Raw genomic sequence first — 13,081 nt, forward strand, 5'->3', positions numbered from 1 at the left:
ATGCGCATCAATCGAGTAATGGCCGGCGCCGTGGCCTCTGTGCTGGCGCTGGGCGCCGTGGCCCCGGCCTTCGCCGACAACGACCATCGCCGCGACCACGACCGCCGTGAGTGGCGGGAGGATCGCCGTGAGTGGCGCCAGGACCGCCGCGACTGGGAGCGCGACCGCCGCGAGGCCCGTCGCGACTGGGAACGCGACCGCCGCGACTGGCACCGCGACCATGACCGCTACTACCGCCCGGCACCGCCGCGCGTGGTCTATCGACCGGCCTACGGCCCGGGCTATGGCTGGAAGGTCGGCCACCGCTACCGCGACTACTACCGCGGCCCGATCTACGTGGTGAACGACTACCCGCGCTACAACCTGCGCCGCCCGCCGTACGGGCACCAGTGGATCCGCGATGACCGCGGCAACATGCTGCTGGTCGCCATCGCCACCGGCGTGATCGCCCAGTACGTGCTCAACAACCGCTGAGGCGACAGCCACATCCACGCATGGCGAGGCACCACCGGTACGCCGGGGCAGCGCAGTCGAAACCATACGGGGCCGGATTCCTTCGGGGATGCCGGCCCCGTCTGTTTCGGCCCCAGCGGGCCGGTGCGGGGCTACAATCGGGGGCTGAGCCGTACCCCCTTTTCCCTGCCTGCTGGAGTACCCGATGTTCCCGCGTGACGTCCGCATCGAATCCTACGATCCCGAACTGGCCAAGGCCATCGCCGCTGAAACCCAGCGCCAGGAAGACCACGTCGAGCTGATCGCCAGCGAGAACTACACCAGCCCGGCGGTGATGGAAGCCCAGGGCAGCCAGCTGACCAACAAGTACGCCGAAGGCTACCCGGGCAAGCGCTACTACGGTGGCTGCGAATACGTGGACATCGCCGAGCAGCTGGCGATCGACCGCCTGAAGCAGCTGTTCGGCGCCGACTACGCCAACGTGCAGCCGCACAGCGGTTCGCAGGCCAACCAGGCCGTGTACTTCGCCCTGCTGCAGCCGGGTGACACCATCCTCGGCATGAGCCTGGCCCACGGCGGCCACCTCACCCACGGTGCCAAGGTCAACGCCTCGGGCAAGCTGTTCAACGCCGTGCAGTACGGTGTGAACGACCAGGGCCTGATCGATTACGACGAAGTCGAGCGCCTGGCCCTGGAACACAAGCCGAAGATGGTCGTGGCCGGCTTCTCGGCCTACTCGCAGGTGATCGACTGGGCGCGCTTCCGCGCCATCGCCGACAAGGTCGGTGCGTACCTGTTCGTGGACATGGCGCACGTTGCCGGTCTGGTGGCTGCGGGCGTCTACCCGAGCCCGCTGGAACACGCCCACGTGGTCACCTCCACCACCCACAAGACCCTGCGCGGTCCGCGTGGCGGCATCATCGTCGCCAAGGGCGCCGACGAAGACCTGGTCAAGAAGCTGCAGTCGATCGTGTTCCCGGGCATCCAGGGCGGCCCGCTGATGCACGTCATCGCCGGCAAGGCCGTGGCCTTCAAGGAAGCGCTGGAACCGGGCTTCAAGGCCTACCAGCAGCAGGTGGTGAAGAACGCCCAGGCGATGGCCAACACGCTCATCGCGCGCGGTTACAAGATCGTTTCCGGCGGCACCCAGAACCATCTGATGCTGGTGGACATGATCGGCAAGGACGTATCCGGCAAGGATGCGGAAGCCGCGCTCGGCAAGGCCCACATCACCGTCAACAAGAACTCGGTGCCGAACGACCCGCGTTCGCCGTTCGTCACCTCGGGCCTGCGCCTGGGCACCCCGGCGGTGACCACCCGTGGTTACGTCGAACAGGACTGCGTGGACCTGGCCAACTGGATCGCCGACGTGCTCGACGCGCCGAACGACGACGCTGTCATCGCCCGCGTGCGCGACGCCGTCAGTGCGCAGTGCCGCAAGTACCCGGTCTACGGCTGATCAGGGAGTGGGGTCGGATCCCTTCCCGCAGGGAAGGGCTCTGACCCCGCCAGCAGGAATGCCGCGCATGGATGAGCGCCACCTCAAGTATCTGTACACCGCGCTGGCGGTGCTGTTTGGCCTGCCCAGCCTGGTGATGGGCGGCGCGGCGGCGACGATGCTGCTGCTGATGGGGCTGGGCCAGTTCGGTCATGGCACGCTGGCCTCGGTAACGGTGATGCCGCTGTGGGGCCTGGCCGGCATTGCCGGCTGCCTGGCCTGGTTGTGGCTCAGCGCGGGTTTTCTGCTGCAGGGGCGTGCCGGGCTGCACGTGCACCGCCTCTGGTGGTGGATGCTGCTGGCGGGCGGTCTCGCCGCCTTGCCCCCGCTGGGGCTGGCGCTGTGGTGGGGCATCGCCGTGCATGCCGAAGGCATCGGCGTGTTGCTGTTGGGCCCGTCGATGCTGGTGCCGGCTGCGATGCTGGTGTGGATCAAATGCCGCGCATGACGTGGCCCATGGAAGGAGATCGAACGCATGGATGAGCGTCTGCACAAACGCTGGATGGCGATCGCCGGCCTGCTGGTGGGCCTGCCCACCGTGGCGGCAGGCGGCACGGGTGCCGTGCTGGGGTTGATGGTCGTATGGGACGGCAAGTACCTGACGGGCGACGAGCACAGGCTGTTGCTGCTGTGGTCGTCGGCCGGAATCCTGGGCGCGTTGTCTTGGTTGTGGCTGAGCGGCCTGTTCCTGTGGCGCGGTGTCACCGGCCTGCGCCACTCCCCGGTTGTTGCCTGGGTAGGGCTGGGGGTGGGGGCGCTGGCCGCGTTGGGCGTCGTTGCCGCCACGCTGTACTTCACCTTCAAGCACGGGGAAATCTCTACATTGGCCTTCCTCGGCTTTGGCCCGCCGCTGCTGGTGATGGCCGGGCACCTGGCGTGGTTGCGCTGGGCACGCGCGGCCTCGGCGGCGCCGGCACCTGGTTGAACGCGCAGCGCTGACCGCGCTGGAGGCTCTGTTCGGCCGAAATGCAGGCACTTCCGCGCAGACAGCATTTGCTGCGGGGCCCTTTCTCAGGTACCTTTGCGACGCTGCCATGACCGTGGCAATAGGTACTTCCCTGAGCCAGGCGTTCCATGCATTGCCCCTTCTGCCAACATGCCGATACCCGGGTCATCGACTCGCGCGTCTCCGAAGACGGCGCGACGATCCGTCGTCGGCGTGAATGCGAAGCCTGCGGCGAGCGCTTCAGCACCATGGAAACGGTCGAGCTGAAGCTGCCGGCCATCGTCAAGAGCGATGGCACCCGCGAGGCGTTCGACCAGCGAAAGGTGCGAGCTGGCTTTGACCGCGCGCTGCAGAAGCGTGCGGTGGCCGAAGACAAGATCGAAGCGGCGGTACGCGCCGTGGTCCACCAGCTGCGCATCAGCGGCGAGCGCGAAGTGCCCTCGATCAAGGTCGGCGAGTTCGTCATGAACGAACTGCGCAAGCTCGATCATGTCGGCTATGTGCGCTTCGCTTCGGTCTACCGCAGTTTCGAGGACGTGGCCGATTTCCGCGAGGAGATCGAGAAGCTTGAGCGCGACCTGCCGTCCAGTACCGAACAGCTGCAGCTGCTGGGCGATGTGATTGCCCTGACCAAGAAGAAGAAGGGCTGACGCCCCGGTAGATGCCAACCTTGGTTGGCACAGTGGAGCCCATCGACGCATGGCGTGGATCTACACCGCCACCAACGGCGCTACCATGGCCGCATGACCACCCCGTTCTCCGTTCTCGACCACCTGCACATGGCCAACGCGCTGCGCCTGGCCGAGCGTGCCGCCTACACCACCCGTCCCAACCCGATGGTCGGCTGCGTGATCGCCCATGGCGAACGCGTGGTCGGGCAGGGCTGGCACCAGCGCGCCGGCGGTCCGCACGCTGAAGTGTTCGCGCTGCGCGAGGCCGGCAGCGAGGCCCGCGGTGCCACTGCTTACGTCACTCTGGAGCCCTGCGCTCACTACGGGCGCACGCCGCCGTGTGCGCTGGCGCTGATCGAAGCAGGCGTGTCGCGCGTGGTCGCGGCGATGCGCGATCCGTTCCCGAAGGTTGATGGCGGTGGCTTTGATCTGCTGCGCAATGCCGGCATCGAGGTCGCCGAAGGATTGATGGCGGCGCAGGCGCGTGAGATCAACAAGGGTTTCCTGTCACGCGTGGAGCGCAATCGTCCGTGGCTGCGGGTGAAGCTTGCCGCCAGTCTAGACGGTCGTACCGCGATGGCCGACGGCAGTTCCAAGTGGATCACCGGACCGGCCGCGCGCGAGGACGTGCAGCACTGGCGCGCGCGTGCCGGTGCGATCCTTACCGGTGCCGACACCGTACTCGCCGACGACCCGATGCTGACCGTGCGCCTGGCCGGCACCGAGGTGATGCCGCCACTGCGCGTGGTGCTCGACTCGCGCCTGCGTTCGCTGGAGTGCCGTCGTGTGCGTGAGGGCGGGGCACCGACGCTGTACCTGCACGATGCGGCGGTGAGTGCGCCGGATGCGGCGGACGCAGAATTTGCCAGCGTGCCCAGCGCAGAGGGACGGTTGGATCTGGGCGCGGTGCTGGCGCTGCTGGCCGAGCGCGGCATCAACGAAGTGCATACCGAAGCCGGCGCGACACTGGCCGGTGCGCTGCTGCGCGGTGGCTGGGTGGATGAACTGCTGCTGTACCAGGCCCCCACGTTGCTGGGCGACAACGGACGCCCGTTGCTGGCCGGTCTCGGCATCGACGCCATGGACCAGCAGCGTCGCCTGCGTGTGATCGATCAGCGGCAAGTGGGCGAGGACATCAGGCTGCTGCTGCGCCCGTGAGGCAATGACCCGGCGAAGGCTGTTCCGCCGACATCAGGCGCCTTCTTCGTCGTCTTCGCCGACGGGGCATTGTCCTTTCCATTGCTCCTTCCACAGCACATGCAGGTCGCGGCAGTACGTGCCCAGTGCCTCGCCCGGCAGTTGCCTGGCCTTCAACCGCAGCTGGTGACGGGTGAAACCGTCGTCGTACTCATCCGCCTGCACCAGCACGGCACACTGATCGTGATACTTCAGGAGCGCGTGGCAGTCGTCGTCCTCGCTCATCCACGCATCCAGCTGCCTGTCGCTCAGCTGGCTTGACTCGAAGGCAATCGAAGGGTGCCCCGGTGGAACAGGGCAACAGCATTGACCACGCAGGCCACGCGGGGCCATGCAACGGTTCTGAAAATGCGGATGCAGTCGTCATCCGCGACCGTGAGCCGAGATGCGGCCCAGTGCTACCCGGAATCATCCGGCAGATGCTCGTTCCATTCGAAGAACGGCAGGAAGGCGTCGGCCACCAGCGCCATCAGCGGGCCCGGGTCGCGCACGTGCCACGCGCGGTGGCCGCCAGTGCGCTGGAAGATCAGTGTGCCGCTGCGCACGCGATCGGGCGCGTTGTGCATCGCCGTCGTGTAGGCGGCCGCCAGAGGTGGGGACATCTGCGGTGGATGCGGCCCATTGAAGGGAACACGGTGCTGGCGATAGAGCGGAAGCAGGCCTGACAGATCCAGAAGCCGGCAGTGATACGCCACTTCTGCGACGTCGCCGTCATGGCCCTGCGGCCAGCGCACGCCATCGGCCTTGCACTGTGCCGAGGCCTGCCGCTCGCGCAGGGCCTGTGCAGCAGCCGGCCATCCAGCGAGCTCGGGGGCTTCATCCAGTCGGCTTGCAGCCGCCAACGCGGCAACGAAGGCTGGCGCGTCATCCATCTCCAGCTGCGCTGCCAGCGCCTTCTGCGCGAGGGCATCGCCATGCACGATCACCTGTGCATGCAGATCGAACAACTCTGCGGGCGATGCCGCTTCGGCAGCGGCCATTGCACTGCAAGGGGCCAGCAGTGCGGCCAGCCCCAGGTGTTTCAGCGAAACCACCTCAGCTGCACTCGTCGGTCCACATCATCTCGGCGATCGGGCGCAGTGCCTTGCACTCCTGCGTCATCTCATCGGTCGACTTCACCTGTGCTTTGGCCTTCAGTTCCTCGGCCATCGCGTCCACGCCGCTGATCTGGTCGGGTGCGATCTTCGCCACGCAGGCGCGGTGCTGCTGCAGCAGCAGGTCGCAGCCGGGTACGCCGGTCACTTTCGGCGCGTTGGCTGCCTGCGCGTCCTGCATCCAGTCCTCGAACGGTGCCAGCGCACCAGCCACGGTGCCCACCAGGTCATCGAAGTTGCCGCTGTACCAGTAACCGTTGTCCTTGGCCGGGTACAGGGTGAAGGTGCCGCTGACCGGCACGCGCGCGCCACTCTGCAGTGCCTGGGCATAGGCATCGGTGAACTGCTTGCGCGAGGCCGGGCTGGCATCGTCGGCCAGGCTGGCGGCGAACAGCGGGCGGACCTTGCCCAGGTCCGGCAGCTGGCAGCTGTAGGTGATGCGCGCCAGCTTCTGGTCTTCAACGTATTCGTTGTCTTCGATCACGCTCTTGGTCGCGCGGCACTTCGAGTCACGCAGCGCCTTGGCATACAGCGCTTCAGTGGCCGCAGCGTCGACCTTGGCGCCGGTGCTGGCCAGTACGGTCTGCCAGGGTTCGGCCAATGCCTTGGCCAGCGCACCCGGGTTGGGGGTCACGGCATCCTGGCCTTCGAACGCCGGCTTCAGTGCGTCGTTGAGCATGCGCGTGGCGGCTGCGTCGTCTTCCAGCAGCACGCGTGCATACAGGTCGAAGGCCTGCTCGGGCGCCAGTTGGGCCGGTGCAGCGCTGGCAATCAGCGGGGAGCACAGCAGCACGCTGGCCAGAAGGGTACGGGCGGGAGTCTTCATGACGGTGTTTTCCTGTTCCAGAGGCGCGCAAGCCTAGCGCATCTGCCCACACTTTCGATGGCACGGTGCAGCCAGGTGACGGTGTGCAGTGGACAAAAAAAACGGGCCCCTTGCGGGGCCCGTTCGATCGCACGACGAGGAGCGATCGTTGGATCAGAAGCTGGCGCGGACGCCGGCCGAGTACTGGGTGACATCGCGGTAGCCGGAGATCTCGCCCACCAGACCCCAGGTCTTGGTGAAGTTGATCTGGCCACCCAGGGTGCCGACCCAGGTGCCCTTGAAGTTGTTGCCGCCGTCCATGTAGCCGGTCTTGACCCAGGCTTCGGTCATGCGCGACGGCTTGCCACGCAGGCCCACGGTGACGCGGCCCAGGTTGGTGTGGTCCTTGTTGCGCAGGCGGCCGTAGAAATCGGAGTTGACGGTGATTTCGGCCTGCTGGCGGACCCAGGCGGCGTCAGCGGTGAAGTCGACGCGGTCGGTCCACGGCATGTGGTAGCCGATGCCCAGCTCCGGCTGGTTCAGCTTCAGCTTGTAGGAGCCGTAGTCGTAGTTGTACGACTTGCTGGCGTAGGTCCAGCCACCGAACACATGGACCTGTTCGGACAGGGCGACCGAGCCACGCAGATAGCCGCCGTCGACCTTCGGGTCATCCAGCAGGTCGTCGTTGGTCTTGACCTGCGTCCAGCCGCCTTCGACGTAGGTGTAGCTCAGGGCGTCGGCCGAAGCCGAGAACGGGGCGGCGGCCAGCAGGGCGGCCACGATCAGGATCTTGCGCATGGGAATTCCTGTGAATTTCAGTCCATTGGCGGGCCGGCCCTCCGGGCAGCCCGTGGCGACCTCATGTCGTCCGGTGAGCGATTTTAATGAAAGTTTTACAAAATGCGAGCGACGGCCGTCACAGGCTGCGAGGGGTCGCCGGCCCCGTTCAGCCCAGGCTGGTACACTACGCGGGCCGGTTCGCCGGTATACAAACGTCTTCAGGGCGGGGTGCAATTCCCCACCGGCGGTAGGTGCGCAAGCACAAGCCCGCGAGCGCCCCGGCCCACGGCCGGGGGTCAGCAGATCCGGTCCAATGCCGGAGCCGACGGTCATAGTCCGGATGAAAGAAGACGGTGCCACAGGGCTCATGCCCTGCGTGCGCCTGTTTGCCTTGCGGCGTTTTTCGCTCACTTTTCGCGGAGAACGTTACGTGTTTACTGGAATCATCGAAGGCGTCGGCCGTCTGGCCGCACGCGAATCCATCGGCGGCGATGTCCGCTTCACCTTCAATGTCGGGAATCTGCCGTTCGACAACGTGCAGATGGGCGAGAGCATTGCCATCAACGGCGTCTGCCTCACCGTCATCGCATTCGACGCCAGCAGCTTCCAGGCCGATGCGTCCACCGAGACCCTGGGCCTGACCACGCTGGGCCAGCTGGGCGAGGGTGCGGTCATCAACCTGGAGCGCGCCATGCGCCCGACCGACCGCCTCGGCGGCCATCTGGTCAGCGGCCACGTCGACGGCCTCGGCAAGGTACTGTCCATCCATGAAGACGCGCGTGCCCAGCGCTGGCGTTTCGCCGCGCCGGCCTCGCTGCGCCGCTACATCGCCAAGAAGGGCTCGATCTGCGTGGATGGCGTCAGCCTCACCGTCAACGAAGTGGACGATGAAGGTTTTGAAGTCGCCCTGATCCCGCACACGGTCGCCAACACCGCCTTCTCCGCCGCAGGCGTGGGCAGCGCGGTCAATCTTGAAATCGATCTGGTCGCCCGTTACGTGGAGCGGCTGATCAGTGTGCCGGCCAACGGTCAGCACCCACAGGGAGATGCCGCATGAATTTCGCCCCGATTCCGGACATCCTGGAAGACATCCGCCTGGGCCGCATGGTGGTCATCGTCGATGACGAAGACCGCGAGAACGAAGGCGACCTGATCATGGCCGCCGAGCTGGTCAAGCCGTCGGACATCAACTTCATGGTCACCCACGGCCGTGGCCTGGTATGCCTGCCGCTGACCCGCACCCGCGCCGCCGACCTCGGCCTGGCGCCGATGGTGCAGGCCAATACCGCGCAGTTCCAGACCAACTTCACCGTCAGCATCGAAGCGGCCGAGGGCGTGACCACCGGCATCTCGGCACACGACCGCGCACACACCATCCGCACCGCAGTAAAGCCCAATGCCAAGCCGACCGACCTGCACCAGCCGGGCCACATCTTCCCGCTGATCGCCCAGCCCGGTGGCGTGCTGACCCGCGCCGGGCACACCGAAGCCGGCGTCGACCTGGCCATGCTGGCCGGGCTGGAACCGGCCGGCGTGCTGGTGGAGATCCTCAACCCGGACGGCAGCATGGCGCGCCGCCCGGAGCTGGAAGTGTTCGCCCGCGAGCACGGCCTGAAGATGGGCTCCATCGCCGACCTGATCGCCTACCGCCTGGCCACCGAAAAGACCGTCGAACGCGTGGACGAGCGTGATATCGACACCGAGTTCGGACCGTTCAAGCTGGTCACCTATCGCGACCGCATCGCCCACGACCTGCATTTCGCCTTGGTCCGCGGCACCCCGGATGCGGACACGCCCACCCTGGTTCGCGTGCAGGTGGAAAACCCGCTGGCCGACCTGCTGCACTGGCGCCGCGATGACTTCGGCGTGGCGGCCACCGATGCCCTGCGCGCGATCGCCGCGGAAGGCAGTGGCGTGATGGTGGTGCTGTCGGCCCCGCGCGACGGCGAAGCCCTGCTGGCCCGCCTGCGCCAGCAGCCGGCGCCGGTGGTGCCGGGCAAGGACAAGGACGTGAGCCAGTGGCGCCGCAACGGTGCCGGCGCGCAGATCCTGTCCGACCTGGGCCTGGGCAAGCTGCGCGTACTGGGCACCCCGCGCCGCCAGATCGGCCTGGCCGGGTACGGCCTGGAAGTGGTGGAGACGGTCACCCCGTAAGCCGCCGCCCGGTGGGGTCGGAGCCCGCGGTGCGGGATCCGACCCCGGTAGCGCCGGGCCATGCCCGGCGGATGCCAAGCCCCCACCAGCCACGGCCGGGGCCCATCCACGCTAGAATTACCCCCTTATCGAGTCCCCCAAGCCGCATATGAGCCACTTCGAAGGCGATCTTCGCACTCCCGAATCGGCGCGCTTCGCCATCCTGGCCAGCCGCTGGAATGCCCGCATCACCGACACGCTGGTCGCTGGCGCCCGCCAGAGCCTGGCCGGCAACGGCATCACCGAAGCCAACATCGACGTGATCCGCGTGCCGGGAGCCTGGGAACTGCCGCTGGTGGCCGCGCGCCTGGCCGCCGCCCATGAACACGCCGCCATCCTCACCCTGGGCTGTGTGATCCGTGGCGATACCCGCCACTACGAACACGTGGCCGACCGCTGCGCCGAAGGCCTGATGCGCGTGCAGCTGGACTTCGGCGTGCCGGTGCTGAACGGCGTGCTGGCGGTGGAACGCGTTGAAGATGCCGAGGCACGTGCCGGCGGCAGCCACGGCAACAAGGGCGAAGAAGTCGCACTCGCCGCATTGGAAATGGTCAACCTGCTGGAGCAACTGCCATGAACAAGAACACCCAGGGCAAGCCCTCCGGTAAACCCGTCCGCCGCGATGGCGTCGATCCGGTGCTGCGCTCGCGCGCGCGCCGTCGTGCCGTGCAGGCCATCTACGCCTGGCAGATTTCCGGCGGCAACGCCCAGTCGCTGATCGCCCAGTTCGCCCACGAGCAGGCCCGTGAAATCGCCGACCTGGCGTACTTCGAAGCGCTGCTGCACGGCGTGCTCGACAACCGCCGCGACATCGACGAAGCGCTCGGCCCGTACCTGGACCGTGGCATCGAGGAAGTGGACGCGATCGAACGCGCGGTGCTGCGCCTGGCCGCCTACGAACTGCGCTACCGCCTGGACGTTCCGTACCGCGTGGTGATCAACGAAGCCATCGAATCGGCCAAGCGCTTCGGTTCCGAACACGGCCACACCTACGTCAACGGCGTGCTGGATCGTGCCGCCGTGGAATGGCGCAAGGTCGAATCGGGTCACTGACCCGGTTTCTGTAGAGCCGAGCCATGCTCGGCTCACCGTGCAGCGCACGGTTGCGTCCGGCATTGCGGCGCGTGATCGAACTGCAGCCGAGCATGGCTCGGCTCTACATAACAGCAGACCGCCCCATGTCCCTGGCCGAATTCGCCCTCATCGACCGCATCCGCGCCCGCACCGTCGAGCGCGACGACATCGTGCTCGGCATCGGCGATGACGCAGCATTGCTGCAGCCGCGCCCGAACGAGCAACTGGTGGTCACCGCCGACACGCTCAACAGTGGCGTGCATTTCCCGGCCGAAACCTCGGCGTTCGACATCGGCTGGAAGACGCTGGCCGTCAACCTGTCCGACCTCGCCGCGATGGGCGCGCGACCGGCCTGGTGCACGCTGGCGCTGTCGTTGCCCGAGGCCAGCGAAGACTGGATCGATGCCTTCGCCGATGGCTTCTTCGCACTGGCCGACCAGCACGACATCGCTCTCATCGGCGGTGACACCACGCGTGGCCCCCTGTCGCTGTCGGTTACCGCGATGGGGCAGGTGTCACGCGGTCAGGCACTGCGCCGCGATCGCGCACAAGTAGGCGATGACATCTGGGTGAGCGGCACGCTGGGTGACGCCGCCGGTGCGCTACGCCTGTGGCAGCAGGGCGCGCTGAGCGTAACCACCGCCACGCTGCTGGCCGACTACGAAAGCCTGCGCCTGCGCCTGCTGCGGCCGACGCCGCGCGTGACCCTGGGCCTGCGCCTGCGTGCATTCGCGCATGCCGCGGTGGATGTGTCCGACGGCCTGCTGGCCGATCTGGGCCACATTGCCACGCGCAGCAATGTGGCCGCGCACGTCGATGCCGATTCGTTGCCGATCTCGCACGCGCTGCGTGAGCTGCTCGGCCGCGAGGGTGCGCGTGACTGCGCACTTCGCGGTGGCGACGACTACGAACTGTGCTTCACCGCTGCCGCCGACCAGCGCGATGCGCTGCACTACCTGGCTGAATCGCTGGACGTGCCGCTTACCCGCATCGGCCGCATCGCCGAAGGGCAGGGCGTGCACGTGGACGGCGAAGCCGCCGACGGCGGCTACCAGCACTTCGCGTAGCAGCAGCGGTACTGCCCTGGTGGGTGCCAACCTTCGGGGTGGGGTCAGCACCTGGGCATTGCTCTGGTAGGTGCCAACCTTGGTTGGCACGAATGTGTCAGCCGCCCGTGCCCCACTCCGTGTCGACCAAGGTCGACACCTACCCAAGCGGGGAGGTTATACGTGCGGAACGGGCGCACCGAAGCGGTTGTCGCCCGGAGGGCTGGGCAGCACCAGAAACACCAGCAGCACCAGGCTGACGAACGGTACGAACGCCAGCAGCATCCACCAGCCCGAACGGTCGGTGTCGTGCAGGCGGCGGACGGTTGCTGCAATGCACGGCAAGGCGAACACCAACCACATCGCCACACTCAGGCCGGTCGATAACAGGGCCAAGCCCTGCGAACCGCTGTAACCGGCGTAGAAGCTCAGCATGTACAGCGGAATCGAAATGATCATGATGAACACCTGAAACCACCAGTACTCGCTGCGGCTGGAGCGCCCACTGAACTGCGCGTAGCGAGTGAGGGGCGTGATCATCTTTTTCATGTTGGATATTTCTCTTTGAAGGACTGAATGCCGTCGCGGCTGGAATCAGCGAACGACGGTCGCTTCGGCATCGCGCGGCGTGCCGTAGTCATCGAGCCACTGGAATTTCAGCGTCGCCGGCATCGCTGTACCTGCAGGAAGCGGCAGGTTCACCTGCGCACCGGGGGCAATCATGTCCACGTCCACCTTGCTGCCATCGGGCAGGGTCAGCGTACTCAGCGTCACGTGGTAGGCGCTGGGGTTGCTCACTTGCAGGCCGCCCGCCTGCGCGCGCCACTGCAGTTGGTCAGCCGCATCTCGGGCATTGCCTGGCAGGCCGGCCGGACGATGGAACAGCTTCACCCGCGTGCGCACCGCAAACTGCAGCAGGTTCTTCGACGCGGCATCCTTCGGCTTTGGCGGTATATCCAACAGGTTGAAGTAGAACACCGATTCGCGGTCGGTCGGCAGCGGTGCTTCCGAAGGACGCGGCGCATAGGTGATGCGATAGGCCTGCCCCTGCTGTGCCTGCAGCAGCCGCGGTTCCGACGGGGTCAGCCGGAACGGGGTACGCACCTGTTCCGGCCGGCTCTGGCTGTCGCCATCGTCAATCCAGACCTGGGTCATCGCGGGCAGCTCGCCGCTGTTGCTGGCCTTGACCGTCACATCGCGGCCCTTGCTCATGTCGTGCACGACGCGCGTGCCCTGCAGCGTCACCGCTGCCGATGCCGGCAGCGCGGCGGCCGCAGCCAGCAGCGCGCACATGCACGTAGATGCGCGGAATGTCATGTGTCAC

Annotated in this window: 17 protein-coding genes and 1 riboswitch; of the genes, 11 read left to right on the forward strand and 6 right to left on the reverse strand. The window is 66.9% G+C overall.

Annotation, left to right across the window (positions count from 1 at the left end):
* From R1H25_RS06735 to ribD, 6 genes are all read left to right on the forward strand, one after another.
* Positions 1-474: an RcnB family protein gene (locus R1H25_RS06735; RefSeq protein ID WP_088480877.1), complete on the forward strand. Its 474-nt coding sequence runs from the start codon at positions 1-3 to the stop codon at positions 472-474.
* 184 nt (positions 475-658) lie between these two features.
* Positions 659-1,912 carry a serine hydroxymethyltransferase gene (gene glyA, locus R1H25_RS06740; RefSeq protein WP_010481990.1) on the forward strand — a complete coding sequence of 418 codons (1,254 nt, stop codon included), beginning with the start codon at positions 659-661 and terminating at the stop codon, positions 1,910-1,912.
* A gap of 67 nt (positions 1,913-1,979) precedes the next feature.
* On the forward strand, positions 1,980-2,399 hold the full coding sequence (locus tag R1H25_RS06745) for a hypothetical protein (protein WP_088480875.1): 420 nt from the start codon (positions 1,980-1,982) through the stop codon (positions 2,397-2,399).
* 27 nt (positions 2,400-2,426) lie between these two features.
* Positions 2,427-2,876, forward strand: a complete 450-nt coding sequence (locus R1H25_RS06750) for a hypothetical protein (RefSeq protein WP_088480874.1) — start codon at positions 2,427-2,429, stop codon at positions 2,874-2,876.
* A gap of 149 nt (positions 2,877-3,025) precedes the next feature.
* The gene (nrdR, locus tag R1H25_RS06755) at positions 3,026-3,547 is read left to right on the forward strand and encodes a transcriptional regulator NrdR (protein ID WP_004143350.1); all 522 of its coding nucleotides are present in this window, start codon (positions 3,026-3,028) and stop codon (positions 3,545-3,547) included.
* Positions 3,548-3,640: 93 nt separating this feature from the next.
* Positions 3,641-4,726 carry a bifunctional diaminohydroxyphosphoribosylaminopyrimidine deaminase/5-amino-6-(5-phosphoribosylamino)uracil reductase RibD gene (gene ribD, locus R1H25_RS06760; RefSeq protein WP_317223120.1) on the forward strand — a complete coding sequence of 362 codons (1,086 nt, stop codon included), beginning with the start codon at positions 3,641-3,643 and terminating at the stop codon, positions 4,724-4,726.
* A 33-nt stretch (positions 4,727-4,759) separates the two neighbouring features.
* On the opposite strand, the gene R1H25_RS06765 is transcribed toward ribD, so the two are convergent.
* The 4 genes from R1H25_RS06765 to R1H25_RS06780 form a co-directional block, all read right to left on the reverse strand.
* On the reverse strand, positions 4,760-4,990 hold the full coding sequence (locus R1H25_RS06765) for a hypothetical protein (RefSeq protein ID WP_317223121.1): 231 nt from the start codon (positions 4,988-4,990) through the stop codon (positions 4,760-4,762).
* Positions 4,991-5,163: 173 nt separating this feature from the next.
* Positions 5,164-5,799, reverse strand: coding sequence for a hypothetical protein (locus R1H25_RS06770; RefSeq protein ID WP_317223122.1), 636 nt, complete (start codon positions 5,797-5,799; stop codon positions 5,164-5,166).
* A 1-nt stretch (position 5,800) separates the two neighbouring features.
* Positions 5,801-6,685 (reverse strand): hypothetical protein, encoded by an 885-nt coding sequence (locus R1H25_RS06775; RefSeq protein ID WP_317223123.1) that lies wholly within the window; start codon positions 6,683-6,685, stop codon positions 5,801-5,803.
* A gap of 153 nt (positions 6,686-6,838) precedes the next feature.
* Positions 6,839-7,462, reverse strand: coding sequence for a hypothetical protein (locus R1H25_RS06780; RefSeq protein WP_049445008.1), 624 nt, complete (start codon positions 7,460-7,462; stop codon positions 6,839-6,841).
* A 192-nt stretch (positions 7,463-7,654) separates the two neighbouring features.
* A riboswitch (FMN riboswitch) is annotated at positions 7,655-7,800 on the forward strand.
* Positions 7,801-7,874: 74 nt separating this feature from the next.
* Here R1H25_RS06780 and R1H25_RS06785 point away from each other — a divergent pair.
* The 5 genes from R1H25_RS06785 (at position 7,875) to thiL (ending at position 11,778) form a co-directional block, all read left to right on the forward strand.
* On the forward strand, positions 7,875-8,501 hold the full coding sequence (locus R1H25_RS06785; protein ID WP_317223124.1) for a riboflavin synthase: 627 nt from the start codon (positions 7,875-7,877) through the stop codon (positions 8,499-8,501).
* Positions 8,498-9,598 (forward strand): 3,4-dihydroxy-2-butanone-4-phosphate synthase, encoded by a 1,101-nt coding sequence (gene ribB / locus R1H25_RS06790; RefSeq protein ID WP_317223125.1) that lies wholly within the window; start codon positions 8,498-8,500, stop codon positions 9,596-9,598. Before R1H25_RS06785 ends, ribB begins: the two co-directional genes overlap by 4 nt.
* A 148-nt stretch (positions 9,599-9,746) precedes the next feature.
* Positions 9,747-10,214, forward strand: a complete 468-nt coding sequence (gene ribH, locus R1H25_RS06795) for a 6,7-dimethyl-8-ribityllumazine synthase (protein WP_005408061.1) — start codon at positions 9,747-9,749, stop codon at positions 10,212-10,214.
* Positions 10,211-10,690 (forward strand): transcription antitermination factor NusB, encoded by a 480-nt coding sequence (gene nusB / locus R1H25_RS06800; protein WP_005408062.1) that lies wholly within the window; start codon positions 10,211-10,213, stop codon positions 10,688-10,690. Before ribH ends, nusB begins: the two co-directional genes overlap by 4 nt.
* Before the next feature lie 125 nt (positions 10,691-10,815).
* Entirely contained in the window at positions 10,816-11,778 is a 963-nt protein-coding gene (thiL, locus tag R1H25_RS06805; RefSeq protein ID WP_317223126.1) for a thiamine-phosphate kinase, read from the forward strand.
* Between the two features lie 156 nt (positions 11,779-11,934).
* On the opposite strand, the gene R1H25_RS06810 is transcribed toward thiL, so the two are convergent.
* Together R1H25_RS06810 and R1H25_RS06815 are read right to left on the reverse strand one after the other, a co-directional pair.
* Positions 11,935-12,306, reverse strand: a complete 372-nt coding sequence (locus tag R1H25_RS06810) for a DUF805 domain-containing protein (protein WP_317223127.1) — start codon at positions 12,304-12,306, stop codon at positions 11,935-11,937.
* A 45-nt stretch (positions 12,307-12,351) separates the two neighbouring features.
* Positions 12,352-13,074: a fimbria/pilus periplasmic chaperone gene (locus R1H25_RS06815; RefSeq protein WP_317223128.1), complete on the reverse strand. Its 723-nt coding sequence runs from the start codon at positions 13,072-13,074 to the stop codon at positions 12,352-12,354.
* Positions 13,075-13,081: the final 7 nt, after the last annotated feature.

The sequence above is a fragment of the Stenotrophomonas veracruzanensis genome (genome assembly GCF_032911525.1).
In the GTDB taxonomy this organism is placed as follows: Bacteria; Pseudomonadota; Gammaproteobacteria; order Xanthomonadales; family Xanthomonadaceae; genus Stenotrophomonas; species Stenotrophomonas africana.